Here is a 19872-nt window from a genome sequence, read left to right on the forward strand (position 1 = left end):
AAGCGGCTGTGGATTCCGCTGGTGCTGGTGGTGGTGGGAGTCGCAGGCGGATTTACCGTGCAGAGATTGCACGGCGTCTTCGGCAGCGAGAGCCGCCCCGCGTACACCAGTACCGAGCGTGAGGAGAAGCGGGCCCACGACCCCAAGCACCTGGTTTACGAGGTATTCGGCCCCCCGGGGACGCTGGCGACCATCAGCTATTTCGATGCCGATGCCGAACCGAAACTCATCCGGGACGCGCCGCTGCCATGGTCGATGGACTTCCCGATCTCCGATGCGACGGCGATGGGCAACATCTCCGCTCAAGGCAATACTGACTCGATCGGATGCCGCATCCTCGTCGGCGACGAGGTGAAGGACGAGAAGGTCCGGACTGGCGTGAGTGCCTTCACCTTCTGTCAGCTGAAGGCCGCATGAGCACGGACAGTGAGCCGATAACGGAGCCGTTGCCCATGGCCAGGCGCCGCCCGTTCATCGCACGCATGGTCCGCGTGCTGTCGGTGCCGATCATCCTGGGATGGTTGGCGGTCACCGTCATCCTGAGCGTTGCCGTGCCTTCGCTCGAGCAGGTGGAGAAAGAGCATCCGGTAGCGATGGATCCCGCCGCCGCACCGTCGTTCGAGGCGATGCAGCGCATGGGGCAACTGTTCGGCGAAGCCGGGTCGGGCGCTGTCGCGATGATCGTTCTGGAAGGGGAGCAGCCCCTCGGCGATGCCGCACACGGCTACTACGACGAGATGGTTCGTCAGCTGAAGGCCGACACCACACACGTCGTGCACGTCCAGGATTTCTGGGGCGACCCGATGACCCAGGGCGCCGCGCAGAGCGTCGACGGCAAGGCCACCTACGTACAGGTGACGCTCACCAGCAACGCGGACATCTCGGCGGTCAAATCCGTTGAGGCGATGCGTGCGATCGTGGACCGGATTCCGGCGCCGCCGGGAATCACGACCTATGTCACGGGACCGGCGGCATTCGCCGCGGATCTGGGCCCGGCCGGCAACAGGACGGTGGGGCTGGTCACCTCGTTGAGCCTCACGGTCATCTTCGTGATGCTGCTGCTCGTCTATCGGTCGATCATCTCCGTGATTCTCATGCTGGTGGTTGTCGGCGTCGAATTGACGGTGGCCCGAGGGGTAGTGGCGTTACTCGGCAGTCTCGGGGTCATCGGTATCACGACGTTCGTCGTCAACCTGTTGGTAGCGCTCGCGATCGCGGCGGGTACCGACTACGGCATCTTCTTCACGGGGCGCTACCAGGAGGCGCGCCAGGCCGGCGAGGACAAAGAGGCGGCGTTCTATACGACGTTCAGCAGCGTCGCGAAGGTGGTCGTGGGTTCCGGCATGACCATCGCCGGGGCGATTCTCTGTCTGCACTTCACCCGTCTGCCGGTCTATCAAACTCTGGGCATTCCCACTGCCGTGGGCATGGCTGCCGCCGTCTTGGTGGCCGTCACACTCGTCCCCGCAGTCATCGCCGTGGGTAGCCGCTTCGGGCTGTTCGAACCCAAGCGGAAGCTCACCACCCGTCGGTGGCGGAAGGTGGGCACGGCGGTCGTTCGTTGGCCCGGGCCCATTCTCGTCGCGACGTGCGCGGTCTCGCTCATCGGCCTATTGGCGCTTCCCGCATACAAACCGAGCTACAACGACCAGAATTACATCCCGCAGGACATCCCCGCCAATGTGGGTTATGCGGCGGCGACGCGACATTTCCCCCAGTCATTGATGATGGCGCCCGACATTCTGCTGATCGAGGCCGACCACGACATGCGGAATCCGATCGACTTCCTGGTCCTGAACAAACTGGCCAAGGGTGTGCAGTCCGTGCCGGGAGTTTCGATGGTCCAGGCGCCGACCCGTCCCGCCGGGGAGCCGCTCAAACACTCGACGATTCCGTTCATGCTCAGCATGAGCAATGCGTCTCAAACCCATTTGATGCCGTTCCAGAAGGATCGAATGGAAGACCTGCTGGTGCAGGCCGACGACATGACGAAAACGATCGCCATCGTCAAGCGCATGCAGGCACTGACGGAAGAGATGGTCAGCACGACGCACAAAATGGTCGCCGATACCCATGAGCTGCAAACGGTGACCAATCAACTGCGCGATCACGTTGCGAATTTCGATGATTTCTTCCGACCGATCCGGAACTACTTCTACTGGGAACCGCACTGCTACACGATTCCGATATGTTCGTCGATCAGAGGGGTTTTCGACACGCTCGACGGTATTGACCAAATCACCGTCAAGATGGTCAGCCTGGTCGACAATCTCGATCAACTCGACGCAATTCTGCCGCAATTGGCCGCTCAGTTTCCGGTGATGATCTCGACCATGGAATCCACCCGAACCATGATGCTGACGATGCACAGCACCATGTCCGGGATCATGGATCAAATGGCGACGTCGAACGACAACGCCACCGCGATGGGCAAGGCATTCGACGCCGCGCAGAACGACGACTCCTTCTACCTGCCTCCGGAAGTCTTCGAGAACAAGGACTTCCAGCGCGTCATGGACATCTTCCTGTCACCGGACGGGAAAGCGGCCCGCATGCTCATCACCCAGCGAGGCGATCCGGCGACGACTGAGGGCATGTCGCTCGTCGACCCGATCGAAACCGCGGCCGAAGAAGCGCTCAAGGGCACGCCGCTGCAAAATGCCTCGATCTATCTCACGGGCACCGCGGCGTCGGTGAAAGACCTGGTCGAAGCGTCTAAATATGATCTCCTGATCGCGGCTGTCGCCGCGCTCTGCCTCATTTTCGGCATCATGCTGGTGGTGACGCGGAGCTTCGTCGCCGCTCTGGTCATCGTCGGTACGGTGGCGCTTTCACTGGGCGCGGCCTTCGGGCTTTCCGTGCTCATCTGGCAGCACATCCTCGGTATGCCCTTGAACTGGGTGGTGCTGGCGATGTCGGTGATCGTCCTGTTGGCGGTGGGTTCCGACTACAACCTGCTACTGGTGTCCCGGATGAAAGAGGAGATCGGCGCCGGGATCAACACCGGCATCATCCGGGCCATGGGCGGCAGCGGCAAGGTGGTGACGGCCGCCGGACTGGTGTTCGCGTTCACGATGTTGGTGATGGTTGTCAGTGACCTGGTCACCATCGGACAGTTGGGTGCCACCATCGGCGTCGGGCTGTTGTTCGACACCTTGGTGGTACGCGCATTCATGACACCGGCGATCGCCGCGCTGCTGGGGCGGTGGTTCTGGTGGCCGCAGCGGGTGCATCCACGTCCCCTCAGCGCAGCGGGCCTCAGCGCAGCGGGTCGCCCGTCGGGCCGCGGCCAGCTTGTGCGGTCGATCCTGCAGAGGGAAGAGCGCTGACAGTTATGAATGCGTATTCCTTCTGTGCGGTGAAGGCCGCATGAGCAGTCGGCACACAAGCGACCGGCCGCCTTTGATCGCTCGGGTGATCTATCGGCTGTCGGTGCCGATCATTCTCGGCTGGCTGGCGATCATCGCCGTCGTCACCTTCGCTGTTCCGTCATTGGAACAAGTCGGGCGGGAAAGCTCTGTATCGCTGGTTCCCAAGGATGCGCCGTCGTTTCAGGCGATGCAGCGCATGGGGCAGGTGTTCGGCGAATCCGATTCCGACAGTGTGGCGATGATCGTCCTGGAGGGTGACAAACCCCTCGGCGAGGACGCGCGCAGTTATTACGACGATCTGGTTCGTCAGTTGCGAGCCGATACGAAACACGTGCAGCACGTTCAGGACTACTGGGGGGACTCACTCACCGCGTCGGGTGTTCAGAGTGCCGATGATCTGAGTGTCTATGTGCAGCTGAATCTCGCGGGTAACCAGGGGCAGGCCCTCGCGAACGAATCTGTGGAAGCGGTCCGGGGCATCGTGGCGGGAACGCCGCCGCCGCCCGGGGTGAAGGCCTACGTCACGGGTCCCTCCCCGCTGATCACCGACATGAACCACGCCGGTGATACGTCGATCATGAAGATCACGCTGGTGACCCTGGTGGTGATCTGCACGGTGCTCCTTTTCGTGTACCGCTCGGTCATCACCGTCGTCCTGTTGCTGGCAATGGTCGGAATACAGGTGCAGGCGGCGCGGGGAGTCGTCGCATTCCTCGGCGATCACCAGGTCCTCGGTCTGTCGACATTTGCGGTGAATCTGCTGGTATCGCTCGGAATCGCGGTAGGAACCGATTACGGAATCTTCTTCATCGGGCGATATCACGAGGCACGTCAAGCCGGCGAAGACCGCGAAACCGCGTTCTACACCACCTATCGCAGCGTTGCCAAAGTGGTTGTGGCCTCAGGTTTGACGATTGCCGGAGCCATTTACTGTCTGAGCTTCACCCGGCTGCCGTACTTCGAGACGATGGGCATTCCCTCCGCTATAGGCATGGCGGTTGCCGTCGCGGTGGCCGTCACGCTGGTTCCGGCCGTCATTGCCGTCGGCGGCCGGTTCGGGCTGTTCGAACCGAAGCGGAAGCTCATGGTCCGCCGGTGGCGGGGGGTCGGCACGGCGGTGGTCCGATGGCCGGTGCCGATTCTTGCTGGGGCGTGTGCGGTCGCTTTCGTCGGACTGTTGGCCCTGCCCGGATATCAGACCAGCTACGACGACCGGCTGTATGTACCCCAGGACATCCCGGCCAATGTCGGGTACGCGGCCGCCGAGCGGCATTTCCCCGAGTCGCGGATGACGCCCGACATCCTGATGCTCGAAGCCGACCACGATATGCGCAATCCGACAGATTTTCTGGTCCTGCACAAGCTGGCCAAGAAGATCTTCGCGGTTCCCGGAATTGCCACGGTGCAGAGTATTACCCGGCCTGAGGGCAGCCCGATCGAGCGCACGTCGATACCGTTTCAAATCAGCCTGCAGAGCGCCGGCCTCCGACAGATCGTGCCATTCGCGAAAGATCGCATGAACGGCATGTTGAAGCAGGCGGACGACATGCAGAGAATGATCACCCAGATGGAGGGCACTCACAATCTGATGAAGTTGATCGGCTCGATCACTCACAACACCGTCGAGGTGACCGGGGAGACTGCCGAACTTACTGATGATCTGATGGCCACCGTTTCAAATTTCGACGACTTCTTCCGGCCGATTCGCAATTACTTGTATTGGGAAGGCCACTGCTACGACATTCCCATTTGCTTCGCCATTCGATCAGTGTTCGACGCGCTTGATAGCACCGACCAGCTCAGCCTTCAGATGCACAAACTTCTCGACAACTTGGTGAAAATGGATGGGTTACAGGCGCAGCTTGTCACTCAGTTGCCGCCGATGATCGAAATCATGAAGTCAATGCGAGCCATGATGCTGACAATGCACAGCACCATGTCCGGAATGATCGCCATCATGGACGAGACGACGTCGAATGCCAGCGCGATGGGCAAGATCTACGACGGCGCCCAGAACGACGACTCCTTTTATCTGCCCCCGGAAGTGTTCGAGAACAAGGACTTCCAACGGGCGATGAGCCTGTTCTTTTCGCCCGACGGGAAGGCCGTCCGGCTGATCCTCACGCACCGGGGCGATCCCGGAACGCCCGAGGGGATCTCGCGGGTCGATGCCGTGCGGACGGCAGCCGAAGAGGCGATCAAGGTGACACCGCTGCAGAACGCCTCGATCCACCTCGCCGGAACCGCTGCGACATACAAGGATCTGCGGGACGGGTCAAAATTCGACCTCTTGATCGCGGGTGTCGCGGCGCTCTGCCTGATCTTCGGCATCATGCTGGTGGTGACGCGGAGTTTCGTCGCCGCTCTGGTCATCGTCGGTACGGTGGCACTTTCGCTCGGCGCGGCGTTCGGGCTTTCGGTGCTGGTCTGGCAGCACATCCTCGGCATCGAATTGCACTGGCTCGTCTTGGCGATGTCGGTGATCGTCCTGTTGGCGGTGGGTTCCGACTACAACCTGCTGCTGGTGTCGCGGATGAAGGAAGAGGTCGGCGCCGGGATCAATACGGGCATCATCCGGGCGATGGGCGGCACCGGAAAAGTGGTGACGACCGCGGGTCTGGTGTTCGCGTTCACGATGTTGTCGATGGTGGTCAGTGATCTGCGCATCATCGGTCAGGTGGGTTCCACCATCGGTTTGGGTTTGTTGTTCGACACCTTGGTGGTGCGTGCATTCATGACGCCGGCGATCGCCGCGCTGCTGGGGCGTTGGTTCTGGTGGCCGCTGAGGGTCCGCCAGCGGCCCTCCAGTGCGGTTCTGGGCCCAGTGACAGCGCCTGCTGATCCACTGGTCAAGCAGGAGGCCTGATTTCGCGTCATGGAGAGCTGGACAAAGCACGGGTGGTATCGGGCCAGGCCGATTACAGTCGGAATGGTCGGGAGCAATGGTAGGAAGGAAGTTTTGAATATGTTCCGTCTGTCGTTGACCAAACTGGCCGTCGGGCTAGGAGGCCTCGCTTTGTCGTTGACCGCTGGAGCCGGGATCGCGTCCGCGGGGCCAAATCTGGATTCGGCCATCAACACGACTTGCACTTATCCGCAGTTGGTATCAGCGCTCGATGCGCAGGACCCCCAAGTCCGGATGGCATTCGATCAATCGCCGATACTGCAGCGCGGCTTGCGCGAATTCCTCACTGACGCACCGGCCAAGCGGGCGAGGACAGCCCGAGATGTGGCGAATGCTCCGATGTTTCAGCCGTACCTCGGCACCATCGAACAAGCCTTCAACACCTGCAGCAACTTCTGATCTGAAGTGGGCACCGTCGTCGTGGGTTCGCTCGTCTTCGGTGGGCGGTGCCAGTCTCGCCATGCCGGCTCGGCGAGATCAGTTTCTGTCGTCATGAATCAGAGTCGATGCACCGCCGCGCCATTCGAGGAGTTGGGCTTGTGAACCCCGCCGGTAACAGCGATTCCGCGGCGCGTCCAGTCGCATTGTTCGTGTTGGGTGTGCCTCGGTCTGGAACTTCTGCGGTCACGCGGGTCCTCTCGCTGTGCGGCGCTACGCTCCCGGTCGGGCTGTCGGGCGCCGACCCGCGCAACCCGCGTGGCTACTGGGAGCCGCGTGCCTCCCTTCACCTCAACAACACGATCTTGCGCCGCCACGGCAGCGCAGTGTTCGATCCGTCGCTGCGCCTGCAGGAGGACGGGGGGTTCACTGACGAGCAGAAAGATTTCTGCGTCAACAAGATTGGACAGTTTCTCGCCACATTGCCGGCTGCGCCGCTCGTGCTCATCAAGGACCTGCAGATAACGCTGCTGTCCAGTTTGTGGTTCGAAGCCGCTCGGCAGGCCGGCTTCGACATCGCTGTCGTCAACATGGTGCGTCCTCCGCAGGAAGTCATCGCATCAGGTGCCGCGGATTTTCTGACATCGCCGGAGCTCGGGAGCGCGCTGTGGTTGAAATTCAACCTGCTGGCTGAGAGAGATACCCGCGACATGCCGCGCGTGTTCGTCGAGTACGCCAACCTCCTCGAAGATTGGCGTCGTGAGGTCAAGCGGATTTCGGTGGCCCTGGGCATCGATCTGGATACCCGGGATGAAGGCGCAATCGACGAGTTCCTCACACCAGACCTCCACCGCCAGCGGAGCATCGGTCCGGTGACGGAAACTTTCGGGACAAACTGGATTTCTTCCGTCTACGAGGCCCTGAGCGCGGCCGCGCGCGACGAAGCCTTGGACCAGTCTCAGTTGGATCGCGTCTTTGCGGAATATCGTGCAGGCGAACAAGGCTTCCGGACGGTGTTCGAGAATTCCGTCCGCTTGAACAAGCTGAACCGCTTCATTCGGCCGTCAATCCTGAAGTTTCGCTACGAGGCCGTCGCACTGGCTCACCGGCGCCGCGGAACGTGGGCCTGACCCATCTGCAACCGGGCACCGTTGCGGTAGCGCAGCGCACTGCTGACGATGAAAGAGGCTAGTTGGTGTCAGGGCGAACAAGTCGTACACGTGAATCGTTGAGAACGCGCCGCGCATTCAAAGATCCTGTGCGACGGGATAATCGGCTCGCGTTGGCAGACGAAGCGTTGTTGGCAGAACATCGCGCGGCCGGGATGAACGTGGTCATACAGGTCACGTGGCTGTACGACCGCGCCATCGATCTCGACGGGCTACGACGCTTTCACCGCAATCTCGGCGAGGGTTTGTTGGGTCGTCGCATCGAGCGTCCGGCGCTCCCGGTCGCCCGGCATCGATGGGTCCTGGATCGGGGGCCGTCAGATGTCGACATCGCTGAGTCGACCGGCCCACGCGCTGATTTCAGTAACTGGGTCGATGAACGCTCACAGCTCCCCGTCGATGCTGAATCGGGTCGAGGCTGGCACATCGGTGTCCTTCCTCTCGATGACGGCTCGACCGCGATCAGCCTGGTGCTCTCGCACAACTTGATCGACGGGCTTGGGCTCGCGCTCGTGATAGTCGAAGGGACACTGGGCAAAACGCGCGATCTCGGGTATCCGCCCCCACAGTCACGCACTCGACTGCAAGCGGTGGTCGAGGATGCCCGACAAACAGCGCGCGATGTGCCCAAGGCTGCCCGAGCGCTTGTCACGGCAGTGAAATCGGCCCGAGAGCAGACTCGAACCAAGGTTGAGAATCGTCCTTCATCGGCGCCGCGGCCGGCACCCGGCAAGACAGTCGTCGCCGATGACGTTGTGCTCGTCCCCGCCCTGACCATCTACGTTGACCTGGGTGCGTGGGACGCGCGAGCAGAAGCTCTCGGCGGAGCGAGTCACACCCTGGCCGCGGCCTTTGCCGCGAAGTTCGGCGAACGCATCGGCCGTGTCCGCGAAGAGGACGGCGCCGTCACGCTCCAGATCCCGATGAGCGACCGCACGGAGGACGACACTCGCGCGATGGCACTGTCGTACGCGCGCGTCACCCTCGACCCGGCACCGGTCACAACAGATCTGCGTGACGTCCGTGCGGCCATCAAGCAGACGCTGGCGACGTTGAATGAGACGTCAGAGGAGTCCAAGCAGCTCCTGTGGCTGCCGTCGTTCATGCCGAAGCGGATGCTGAAACAGATGGTCGCCAGAGTGCCCGCGGACCCAGACCAAGCGGTGTTCTGTTCTTACCTGGGCGATCTCAGCTCGTTCATCAGCCAGGCCGATGGCACCGTAGCCGAGTTCGCGAACGCGCGAACGACCGGGCAACAAGAATCGCGACAGCTCCTTGAGCGGACCGGCGGCCGCTTGGTCATTCTGTCTGGACGCTTGAGCGGCAAGATCTTCATCAGCGTCGGCGCTTATCAACCCGGTGCGGAGAATACGACATTCGCCTTGCGCGAATTGGCTGCGCGCACGTTGGCCGATTTCGACCTTGCCGGTGAGATCCACTGACATACCTGCTGTGCGGTAGGTAGCCTAGACCGTTCAATCCCGAAGATTAGCTGCCACAGCGTTGTTCGCAACAGCTCGGACTGGAGAGTTCATGTCGAGAGACGCGCGATGAAATTGGTGCTGGCAAGCTATGGCACTCGCGGCGATGTGGAGCCCTGTGTCGCGGTCGGTTGTGAACTGGTGCGCCGCGGGCATGACGTGCGCTTGGCTGTCCCGCCCGACCTGGTTGCCTTCGCTGAGGCGGCCGGGCTTGAGACAGTCCCCTACGGCCCGAATACGGCGGTGTGGGCGGACGCGCACCGGGACTTCTGGGTCCGTTTCTTCGGTAACTTCTGGAAGATCCCGGAACTGATGAAACTGATGCGCGAAATGCGCGAGATCGGGGAGTCCGTCGTCCGGTTCTGGGAGGACATCACTACGACGCTGACGTCGCTCGCCGACGGGGCGGACCTACTCATCACTTTCCTGAATTTCGAACCTCCAGCGGTGAATGTCGCCGAGTACTACGGCATTCCGATGGCCACCGTGCACGTCTCGCCGGTGCGGCCCAACGGTCGGATGCTGACATTCCTGCCGCCCTCGTTGGGGCGTTCCGCGCTGAAGGTGTACGAGTGGGCGAATTGGCGCGGGGTGAAGAAGTTCGACGACGCGCAGCGTCGCCAACTGGGTCTGCCGAAGGCCACCGGCTCCTCGCCACGACGGATCACCGAACGCGGATCACTGGAAATACAGGCCTACGATCAGGTTTGTTTTCCCGGACTGGCGGCCGAGTGGGCGCAATGGAATGGCCAAAGGCCCTTTGTCGGTGCACTGACGATGGAGCTGACAACGGACGGCGATGACGAGGTCGCCGCGTGGGTTGCGGCGGGAACACCGCCGATTTTCTTCAGCTTCGGCAGTACGCCGGTCAAATCTCCCGCTGACACGCTGGCGATGATCAAGGCGGCTTGCACGGAGTTGGGGGAGCGGGCGTTGGTGTGCGCCGGCTCGAGTGACTTCAGCCAGGTCCCCGACTCCGACCAAGTCAAGGTCGTGGACACGATGAACTTCGCGGCCGTGTTTCCAGCCTGCCGCGCGCTGGTACACCACGGTGGCATGGGCACAATGTCCGCGGGACTGCGCGCCGGAGTACCTATGCTCGTCTACTGGACAGCGCTCGATCAGGCGATCTGGGCAGGTCGCGTCGAACGGCTGAAAGTTGGTTTCGGAAGGCGCATCTCGGCCGCTACCAGTGAACGGCTCACCGCGGACCTGCGCACGATTCTCGACCCGAAATACGTCGTCCGGGCCCGCGAGATCGCTACTGAGATGACCAAACCGGACGACAGTGTCGCCAGTACCGCTGATCACCTGGAACGGTTCGCCCGATCAGGGCGTCCTGATTGACGTTGCCATCCGAGCACCCGCTCAGATGATGCCCAAACCCTTTACCACCTGCAACAATCCGATCATCACGAAGATACCTATCATCACCTGGCGCCGGTTGGCCAGTGCCCAGTCGTGTACGGGTTGCAGCACAGCTTGGGTTCGCACCGGGGCGATCAGATGGCTGACGACGGCGACCTCGAAAACGGCGAACATCGCGACGACGAACAGGATGACGGCGACAACCTGCGTGCCCGTCGAAGCCCCGGAGGACGCGACAGTGGTCGCCACAAACAGGACCAGCGGAAATCCCGGCAAGAATCCCATGCCGCACACCAACGCGACCCATAAGGCGCCACTGTCCCAGGCTCTTTGAAGACGGCCGAACAGCCGCCGAATCGCAGATCCGCCGTCCGTCACATCACCCACGCCGGCGAACGGCGACGAGATTTGGCTCGGCCCCTCGGATTCCAACACCTGGCCCGAGACGTTGCCGGCCGGTATCGGCACCTGCGCTCGCGAACGAACCCAGAAACGTACCGCGATGAGCAGAGCGATCGAGAGCACGAGCACACCCATGCCGAGTTGGATGTGCCGGGCCGCGGCGTTGGCAGCCGGAGCCTGAGGACTGAACATCGGCGCACGGTGCAGCAACACCACTGGGACCACGAGCGCGGGAATATTCGTTGTGAGGCAGCCGATCCAGCACACGAGCAGGTTCTGCACCGGTCGTGGACGGGAGATGACGAGGAGGATGAGGGCCAGAAGGGCTGGATTGAACGCCATCAGAATCGCCATACCGAGTAGTGAGCCCCACACGGCGGGGAACATTACCTGCTAGTTAATTATTTTTTGGGCCTTTTGGAACCTGGTTGATCTTGGCCTGGCCGGCGTCCGTCCGGCCGTCGGCGTGCGGATCGAAGTCGTGCCCCGGCGTCGGGGGGCGGCAGCACCAACCGACTCGCGTTTTCATCGGGACCCGGTCGAATCTTGGGTAGTTTCTTCCGGATTCAGCTCTTCCGTTTTGGAACGGAACTGACAGGGGATGGGGATAATGACCGGTGTCTTCGGGCAGCTCACGGCTGGGACAACTGAAAGGGCTTGAGGCTCCGCGATGAAATTTGTGCTTGCTTTCTATGGGACTCGTGGTGATGTAGAGCCTGGAGTGGCGGTCGGTCGTGAGCTGGTGCGCCGCGGTCATGACGTACGCATGGCTGTCTCGCCCGATCTGGTCGACTTCGTGGCGGAGGCTGGACCGGAGGCCATTGCTTGCGGGCCGGATGTGCGGGTGTGGCAAGACCTGAACCGGGATTTCTGGGCGCGCTTCTTGCGCAAGTTCTGGAAGAACTTCTGGCGGGTCCGGGATCTGGCCGGTTTGCTGCGCGAGGAGTGGCATCTCTTCGACCAGTACTGGCAGGACATCAACAAGACGCTGACGTCCTTGGTGGACGGGGCGGATGTGCTCTTTACCGGGGTGATCGGCGAGGAGGCTGCCGGCAATGTCGCGGAGGGTTGCGGGATTCCGTTGGCCATGTTGCATGTGTTCCCGCTGCGGCCCAACGGGCAGCTCGTTCCGGCGCTGCCGGCGCGGTTGGCTCGCGCGATGATGAGGGCGTCGGAGTGGGTGAGCTGGCCCATGATGAAAAGGCTGGAGGATCCGCAGCGCCGCGAACTGGGCTTGCCAAAGGCAACCGGTCCCTCAGCGTGGCGGGTGGCCGCGCGCGGCTCGCTGGAAATCCAGGCCTACGACGAGATCTACTTTCCCGGGCTCGCGGAGGAATGGGCGAAATGGGAGGGGCAAAGGCCTTTTGTCGGTGCATTGACGATGGAGTTGCCGACCGATACCGACGACGAGGTCGCGGCCTGGATTGCCGCGGGAACCCCACCGATCTGCTTCGGTTTCGGCAGCATGCCGGTCGACTCCGGCGCCGAGACACTGGCCATGATCAGTGCCGCTTGTGTCGAGTTGGGCGAGCGGGCGTTGGTGTGCGCCGGAGCGAGTGACTTCAGCGACGTCCCCCATTCCGATCACGTCAAGGTGGTCAGCACCATGAACTACGCGGCTGCCTTTCCGGTTTGCCGTGCGGTCGTGCACCACGGCGGCGCGGGCACCACTGCCGCGGGGTTGCGTGCGGGGGTGCCCACCTTGATCCTCTCAACAGACCTGGATCAGACGCTGTGGGGAGCTCGGATCAAACGGCTGAAAGTGGGTACCGCTCGGCGTCTTTCGGCCACTACCCAGAAGACGCTGGTCGCAGACCTGCGTACCGTCCTCGAGCCGGAGTATCTGGCTCGCGCCCGTGAGGTCGCCACTCACATGACCAAACCCGCCGAAAGCGTGGCGACCACCGCCGACCTGCTGGAAAAGTTCGGTCGGCTCAACCGTGCCGGCTGATCGCCCCGGCACGGGACAAATGACATCACACCGGTGGAAGTCCGTTCGCCGCGCCTCAAAACCCTTGGATCTCTGAGTGATAGCACGTTGGCCCATTCAGGCCGGCAGCAATCGCGGTGACTTTACGACTTCTATTCGGATCACCACCGCGATGACCCATGATGGTCTACGTGGATAGCAGAACCTCCGACATCGCGAACATGCCCCGTGGTGGGCCGGACGCTTCGTGGCTGGACCGGCGATTGCAGACCAACCGGCTGGAGTACCTGGATCGTGACGACGTCGATGATCTGAAACGCAAGGTCATGGATTCGCTGGACCGCGCCGGAGGGCGGCGGAGGATCGGTATCCACGAGAAGTGTGCCCGGATGGTGCTACGCGAGGTGGCCGAGGTGCCCGCTCCGAAGATCCTCGAACTCGGTGCGGGCCTCGGCGGGCTGTCGCGCAAGCTGTTGGAGATGCATCCCACTGCTCAGCTGACGGTCACCGACATCGAGCCCACGTTTGTCGCCGGCATGGCCGCCGGAGATCTCGGCAATCACCCGCGCGCCGTCGTCCGGGAGATGGACGCCACTGAAATCGACGCGCCGGAAGGCTATTACGACCTGGCGGTGTTTGCGTTGTCGTTGCACCACCTGGCCCCTGAACTCGCCTCGCGGGTGTTTGCGGCGGGTACCCGGGCGGCGAAGAAACTGCTGATCGTCGATCTGCCCAGGCCGCCGGCTCCTTTGCACGTGGCTCTGTTGGCGGTTGTGCTTCCACTCATCAAGGTTTCGCCGTTGCAGCATGACGGGTTCATCAGCTCGCTGCGCGCCTACAGTCCGGCTGCGCTGCGTGCGCTGGGCCGGCATGCCGACCCCTCGATCACCGTTGAGTTTCGGACCCGGCGCGGGCTGGGCCCGACGGTGGCGGTGGCCAGCCGCTCGCGGGATGGCGATAGCGGAGTGGGCTGAACTTTCCGGTACGTCGGGTGGTATCCCAACTCAGATGGTGTTCAAGCCCTTGGCGATCAACATGACACCAGCCAATACGCACATGGCCACCAGGATCTTTCGATGATGGGCCCACGCCCAGTCGTGCAGCCGCTGCAGGACGGCTTCGGTTTTCGTAGGTGCGGCCAGATAGCTGATGAGGACGACCTCGACCACGGCCAGCATCCCGATGATGAACGCGATGGCGGCGGTGATCTGCGTGCCGACCGCTGCTCCTGAGACGACGACGATCGCGAGTAGGAACAGAGCCACGTCGGGTGGGGCCCCGGCAAATGAGAAGCCGATCACGAACGAGACCCACAAGGCTCCGCTGTCCCACGCATCGTGGCAGCGCCGCATCAGGCGCCGGAAAAATGACCCACCGTCTTCCGGTGCCTCCTGTGCGCGGGCGAGGAACCGCGCGACCGGCGTCGACTTGTCCGTGTCCAGGACCATGGTCGACGCGCCACCGTCCGCGGTCGGCAGCTTCGCCCGCTGACGTACCCAGAAGTGCACTGTCAGCAGCGTGGCAGTCGTCAGCGCGACCGCACCCATGCCGATTTGGATGTAACCGCCCGTGGAACTCTTGGCCCAGGCTTCCGCAGTCGATTTGAACATCGGAGTCGCGTGCAGCAGCGTCAGCGGGACTATCAGCGTGGGAATGCATGCAGTCATACAGCCGGCGCCGAACATGAGCAGGTTCTGCACGGGGCGCGGCCGCGAGATCACGAGAAGGGTGATGCCGATCCGCATGGGATCGAGGCCCACCAAAATCCCTAGCGCAAGCACCGATCCCCACACGGCCGAAACACTACCCGGTCGCTCGTCCCGGTCAGCTCTTTTCAAGCTGTCGGTGCCCTGAGCGTTCCTATCCCGGTACGCCAAAGTCGGTTTGCCAGCGCCAACTTCGCCCGTACGCCGGCCCAGGCGGCTGGCCGGTTTCGGCCCGGCGGCGGACCGCAAACGGTATGCTGCCGCGGTGGCGTGGAGTTCTCTGAGGATGGCCGAGTGTCCGCGATAACCAGAGATTGCCGGTTATGCGGATCGACCGGCCCCCATCCGGCAATCGAAGTTCGCGAGATGATGTTCGGCACTCGGGAACCATTTGAATATTTCTGCTGCGCTGTATGCGATACGTTGCAGATTCACGATGCGCTCGAGGGTGCAGAACTCATGCGTCACTATCCCTCAAACTACTACTCGCACAGCGCGTCAGCGCAGCCGGGCGCTTTCCGATGGCTGGTCACACAGCACGACGAAACTAAGCTGCGCGGCGGCAGTCCGATACTCGGTGCATTCATAAAGTCGCGGTTATCTGAAGGGATCTTCCGCGTGCTGCTCGGGGGCGACGTCGTCAAAATGCTCGCTCAATTGCCAGTTGACCACGACGCGCGAATCCTGGACGTGGGGTGTGGCACGGGTGGACTGCTGGATCGTCTGACCAGAATTGGATTCAACAATCTGTGTGGGGCGGACCCGTTCATCGAGGCCGATGGCGAGTCCGCCGAAGGCGTGCCACTGATGAAGGCAGATTTGGGCGACGTCGCCGGCAACTACGACCTCATAATGTTCAATCATTCCCTCGAACACGTTCCCGACCCGGTCGCGACACTCAAGGTGGCCTCCGAGAAGCTCGCTGTGGGAGGTATGTGCCTGGCGCGTGTGCCGACGACCTCATCGGAAGCCTGGGCCACCTACCGGGCGGATTGGGTGCAGGCCGATGCACCTCGGCACATGGTCATACCTTCCCGACAGGGAATGGCAATGGCGGCCGAGCGGGCTGGAATGCGAGTGGTTCGGACGTTTGATGATTCGAATTTGGGCCAGTTCCTCGGCAGTGAAGCCTATCGACGTGACGTTGCGGTGACCGACCCCAGGATTCTGCGAATGTTCGGACCCAAGCAGCTGTGGCAGTGGGAGAAGCGCGCGCAATTGCTGAACCGGCAGGGGCGGGGCGATCAGACGGGGTTCGTTCTACAGGCCATATAGGGCGTCGGACGACCACGGGCCGTAGCGGTGCCGGAAATCATCTCTGCCACAATCGATCCAGCTGCGCGACGTGAGGCCGGGGCGCTCGCCATGTCTTGTCCTGTGCAACGGGTGGATCAAACTCCGCAGAGTCAATCGACAAACCGGGCCGGGCAGTGCCGGCTCGAGGCTAGAGTCACTCGAACCGACTGGAATCCGAGCTGGGGGCCCCATTTCACGTGACCGACCACGATGTTCGATCTCTGTACCTCGACCTGATCCGGGGCAACCTCACCAGATACGGAATGCCGGAGCGGATGCCTGCCCAGTGGACGCTGCGGCGACGGCTCTATTTCAAAACTCTCAACAGCATGCTTGTGCGCAGTGGTGCACACCGACTCGCGCGCGCTACTCCGAACGGACATCACGGCACCCTCGTTCAGCACAAGAGAGACCTGGGCATAGATTGGCCGGCCGAGGCCGAGACGATGATCGGAATGCAGAGGCTTGCCAGCCTTCAGCATTGCGTCGAGACCGTGCTGGCTGACGACATCCCAGGCGACCTGATCGAATGTGGAGTGTGGCGCGGTGGGGCGTGCATCTTGATGCGTGCCGTATTGGCTGCCTACGGAGACGAGAAGCGAACTGTCTGGGTAGCGGATTCGTTCGAGGGCCTGCCACGCGTCGACCCCGAGAATTACAAAGCAGACAAAGGGCTCAGGACGCAGAGTCTCGCCGGCATTCTGGGCGTGCCCGAAACTGAGGTCAGAGCGAATTTCGAGCGCTACGGACTGCTGGACGACCAGGTCCGCTTTCTGCCTGGTTGGTTCAAGGACACCCTGCACGACGCGCCGATCGATCAAATTGCGGTACTGCGGATCGATGGCGATCTGTACGAATCAACGATCCAGGCGCTCGACGCGCTCTACCCGCGGCTGTCCCCACAGGGCTTCTGCATCATCGATGACTATCACGATCTCAAGCCATGCCGGCAAGCCGTCACCGACTACCGGACGGAGCATGGGATCACCGCCGAGATCGTCGACATCGACGGGACTGCTGTGCTTTGGCGCAAATAGTGAAAGGCGTTGGATTCCGCAGGCGCGCAAGGGACGTGAGAGGCCAGAATCTGCGATGAAGATTGTCCTGGCAAGCTACGGAACACGCGGTGACATCGAGCCCTGTGTCGCCGTGGGCCGCGAGTTGCTGCGCCGCGGACACGACGTGCACATGGCTGTCCCACCCGACCTCATCGGCTTCGTCGAGGCGGCCGGGCCGACCGCGATCCCGTACGGACCGGATCTGCAGGCGGTGCTGGATGCACACCGCGACTTCTGGACCCATTTCTTCCGTAATTTCTGGAAGGTCCGGGAAATGATCAGGTTGCGGCGCGAAGTCGTGGCGCCCTTCCACCAGTGCTGGAAGGACATCATCGCCACGCTGACGTCGCTCGCCGAAGGTGCAGACCTGCTGTTCACCGGCGTGAATTTCGAGGATGCCGCGGGCAACGTCGCTGAGTACTACGACATTCCGTTGGCCACGCTGCACCTGTTCCCGCTTCGGGCCAATGGCCACTTCATACCGTTCCTGCCTGGGCGGCTGGGCCGTACTGCGATGAAAGCGTCTGAATGGGTTGCATGGCGCAACGCCAAGAAAGTCGAAGGCATACAGCGAGGCGAACTGGCTTTGCCAAAGGCCACCTCGCCCTCGCCGTGGCGGCTCACCGAACGCGGTTGCCTGGAAATCCAGGGGTATGACGAAGCTTGCTTTCCCGGGTTGGCGGGCGAATGGGCCCAATGGTCTGGTCAACGACCCTTTGTCGGTGCCTTGACGATGAATCTTCCCGGGGATTCAGATGACGAGGTCGCCTCGTGGATCGCCGCCGGAACACCACCCATATTTTTCGGCTTCGGCAGTTTGCCGATGGAATCGGGTGCTGAAACCCTTGCCATGATCAGCTCGGCCTGCGCGCAGCTGGGCGAGCGGGCGTTGGTGTGTGCTGCTGGAACGGACTTCAGTCACGTCCCGCATTCTGAAGACGTCAAGATCGTCGGCGCGATGAATTACTCGTCCGCCTTTCCCGCTTGCCGCGCGGTCGTGCATCACGGCGGGCTGGGCACCACTGCCGCGGGCTTACGTGCGGGGGTTCCCACGTTGATCCTGTCGACGGATCTCGATCAGACACTATGGGGATCTCGAGTCAAACGACTGAAAGTGGGCACTGCCCGGCGCTTTTCGGCCACCACCGAAAAGTCCCTGGTCGCAGACCTGCGCACGATCCTCGAGCCGCACATTGCAGCCCGGGCCCGCGAGGTGGCCACTCAGATGACCGACCCCACCGACAGTATTGCGACCACGGCCGATCTCGTGGAGAAACTCGCCGGTGTGGGTCGGCCGTGACGCCAGGCGTGGTGCGCTACTGCGGCGAGTCGCGCGACCCGTGAACATCGGCCGGGCAATGCTGCGTCATCGCTGGTTGCGATGCCGGCTCGGTGTCTCGGATCGCGCGGACATGGATCAGCCCGCCGCGATGTGGAACGAACGTGACGTGCTTCGCCCGCTGCTTCTCGTCTGCTGCAGTGGTGGTGCTCAACTCGACCCGACGCAGGATCTCACGTAGCACGAGCCGTATCTCGACCATGGCGAAGGTGGCACCGAGGCAGCGGCGGTTTCCACCGCCGAAAGGGAGCCAGGTGGTGGGGCTCAGGGAGGCGTCGAGCATTCGATCCGGGTCGAATCGATCCGGATCCGGGTACACCGCGGCGCTCGCGTGCACCAGCCCGATCGCCGGGTCGACCATGACGCCCGCCGGCAACCGATAGCCGCCGATCTCGGTCGGCTCCTTGAGAACCCGGCCCGAGCTGAACAGCACCGGGCGGATCCGCAACGTCTCCTTGACCACCGCGTCGAGGTACTCGTCGCCGGCGGGGTCGCCTGCGGCGCTGGCATCGGCGGCCCGCACCGCCTTGGCCAGCGCATCCGGGTGGCGGATCAGCCGCTCCAACGCCCAGGACAGTGCCGTCGCGGTGGTCTCGTGTCCAGCCGCGATCGCCGTCAGGAGCTGGTCGCGCAGTTCGCTGTCGGACATCGTGCGACCGTCGTCGCCGGTGGCGCGGACCAACATGGCCAGCACGTCGGTACGTTCGGCGAGGTCGGGGTCGGCACGACGGTCGGCGATCTCGGCGTAGAGCAGGGCGTCGGCTTCCTCGAATCGCCGGCCCACTCCTCGCCACGGGCGGTGACGCCGAAGGCTCGGCTTCGTAATCGCCGGTGTTTCCCACGGTTTCATGTAGAGCAACCGCGGCACCACTCTGCGCAGCGCGGCCAGGCGCGCCGGGTCGCTGGCACCGATGACCGTCCGCAAGATCACCTCAAGCGTGATGTCCGTCGTCTTGGGCGCCACCGGGAAGCTCTTCCCGACCTCCCACCCGGCGACGTTCGCGGCGGCGATCTCGACCATCTGAGCGGCCTGCTGTGCGACGGCGTCCCGATGAAATGCCGGCATCGTCAGGCGGCGCAGGGTGTGGTGCGCGTCCTCGTCGAGCACAAACAGCGAGCTCTCACCTAAAAGTCCACGAAAAAACCAATGCGCTTCGCCGGAGTGAAAGACCCGAGGGTCGCCGGCGTACACCGTTTTGATGTCGGCGGGATCCGCAAGGTAGACGACCGTGCCCGACAACGGAATACGCAGCGTGAACATGTTCCCGTAGCGGCGCTGACAGGCGCGCAGGAAGCGCAAACCGAAGCCGGCCATCAACGTGGACTGCACCACCATGGGAAGTGGAGGTCCGGGCGGCAGTTCGGTTTTCGCGGCAGTCACTTTTGCGTGATCCCTAGCTACTAGACGGTACGGGTGCTGACGGGCCGACGGCCTCGGACTGCAACTGACGCGGGTTGCCGGTCGAGGG

Annotated in this window: 15 protein-coding genes; 12 read left to right on the forward strand and 3 right to left on the reverse strand. The window is 62.7% G+C overall.

What is annotated here, in order from left to right:
• Positions 1-6: 6 nt before the first annotated feature.
• From AB0I14_RS08535 to AB0I14_RS08565, 7 genes are all read left to right on the forward strand, one after another.
• Positions 7-417 carry an MmpS family transport accessory protein gene (locus AB0I14_RS08535; protein WP_358019080.1) on the forward strand — a complete coding sequence of 137 codons (411 nt, stop codon included), beginning with the start codon at positions 7-9 and terminating at the stop codon, positions 415-417.
• Positions 414-3329: an RND family transporter gene (locus AB0I14_RS08540; protein ID WP_358018720.1), complete on the forward strand. Its 2916-nt coding sequence runs from the start codon at positions 414-416 to the stop codon at positions 3327-3329. Before AB0I14_RS08535 ends, AB0I14_RS08540 begins: the two co-directional genes overlap by 4 nt.
• Before the next feature lie 40 nt (positions 3330-3369).
• Positions 3370-6237 (forward strand): RND family transporter, encoded by a 2868-nt coding sequence (locus AB0I14_RS08545; RefSeq protein ID WP_358018723.1) that lies wholly within the window; start codon positions 3370-3372, stop codon positions 6235-6237.
• Positions 6238-6336: 99 nt separating this feature from the next.
• Positions 6337-6675 (forward strand): hemophore-related protein, encoded by a 339-nt coding sequence (locus AB0I14_RS08550; RefSeq protein ID WP_358019085.1) that lies wholly within the window; start codon positions 6337-6339, stop codon positions 6673-6675.
• Between the two features lie 140 nt (positions 6676-6815).
• On the forward strand, positions 6816-7784 hold the full coding sequence (locus AB0I14_RS08555; protein WP_358018726.1) for a sulfotransferase family protein: 969 nt from the start codon (positions 6816-6818) through the stop codon (positions 7782-7784).
• A 194-nt stretch (positions 7785-7978) separates the two neighbouring features.
• Positions 7979-9265 carry a hypothetical protein gene (locus AB0I14_RS08560; RefSeq protein ID WP_358019088.1) on the forward strand — a complete coding sequence of 429 codons (1287 nt, stop codon included), beginning with the start codon at positions 7979-7981 and terminating at the stop codon, positions 9263-9265.
• Between the two features lie 108 nt (positions 9266-9373).
• On the forward strand, positions 9374-10651 hold the full coding sequence (locus tag AB0I14_RS08565) for a glycosyltransferase (RefSeq protein WP_358018729.1): 1278 nt from the start codon (positions 9374-9376) through the stop codon (positions 10649-10651).
• Positions 10652-10672: 21 nt separating this feature from the next.
• Here AB0I14_RS08565 and AB0I14_RS08570 read toward each other — a convergent pair whose 3' ends face one another.
• A complete protein-coding gene (locus tag AB0I14_RS08570; RefSeq protein WP_358018732.1) occupies positions 10673-11461 on the reverse strand; it encodes a GAP family protein in 789 nt (262 codons plus the stop codon).
• Between the two features lie 283 nt (positions 11462-11744).
• On the opposite strand from AB0I14_RS08570, the gene AB0I14_RS08575 reads away from it, so the two are divergent.
• Both AB0I14_RS08575 and AB0I14_RS08580 read left to right on the forward strand, forming a co-directional pair.
• Complete coding sequence (locus AB0I14_RS08575; protein WP_358018735.1) at positions 11745-13025, forward strand: glycosyltransferase; 1281 nt, start codon at positions 11745-11747, stop codon at positions 13023-13025.
• Positions 13026-13186: 161 nt separating this feature from the next.
• Positions 13187-13978, forward strand: coding sequence for a class I SAM-dependent methyltransferase (locus AB0I14_RS08580; protein ID WP_358018738.1), 792 nt, complete (start codon positions 13187-13189; stop codon positions 13976-13978).
• Positions 13979-14008: 30 nt separating this feature from the next.
• Here AB0I14_RS08580 and AB0I14_RS08585 read toward each other — a convergent pair whose 3' ends face one another.
• Entirely contained in the window at positions 14009-14959 is a 951-nt protein-coding gene (locus AB0I14_RS08585; RefSeq protein WP_358018741.1) for a GAP family protein, read from the reverse strand.
• A 45-nt stretch (positions 14960-15004) separates the two neighbouring features.
• On the opposite strand from AB0I14_RS08585, the gene AB0I14_RS08590 reads away from it, so the two are divergent.
• From AB0I14_RS08590 to AB0I14_RS08600, 3 genes are all read left to right on the forward strand, one after another.
• A complete protein-coding gene (locus AB0I14_RS08590; RefSeq protein WP_358018744.1) occupies positions 15005-15985 on the forward strand; it encodes a class I SAM-dependent methyltransferase in 981 nt (326 codons plus the stop codon).
• A 218-nt stretch (positions 15986-16203) separates the two neighbouring features.
• Positions 16204-17043 carry a TylF/MycF/NovP-related O-methyltransferase gene (locus AB0I14_RS08595; RefSeq protein ID WP_358018747.1) on the forward strand — a complete coding sequence of 280 codons (840 nt, stop codon included), beginning with the start codon at positions 16204-16206 and terminating at the stop codon, positions 17041-17043.
• A gap of 55 nt (positions 17044-17098) precedes the next feature.
• A complete protein-coding gene (locus AB0I14_RS08600) occupies positions 17099-18364 on the forward strand; it encodes a glycosyltransferase (RefSeq protein ID WP_358019091.1) in 1266 nt (421 codons plus the stop codon).
• Between the two features lie 16 nt (positions 18365-18380).
• Here AB0I14_RS08600 and AB0I14_RS08605 read toward each other — a convergent pair whose 3' ends face one another.
• The gene (locus AB0I14_RS08605; protein ID WP_358018750.1) at positions 18381-19784 is read right to left on the reverse strand and encodes a cytochrome P450; all 1404 of its coding nucleotides are present in this window, start codon (positions 19782-19784) and stop codon (positions 18381-18383) included.
• Positions 19785-19872 lie beyond the last annotated feature (88 nt).

Origin of the sequence: Mycobacterium sp. NPDC050441 (assembly GCF_040655355.1) — a bacterium.
GTDB lineage: Bacteria > Actinomycetota > Actinomycetes > Mycobacteriales > Mycobacteriaceae > Mycobacterium.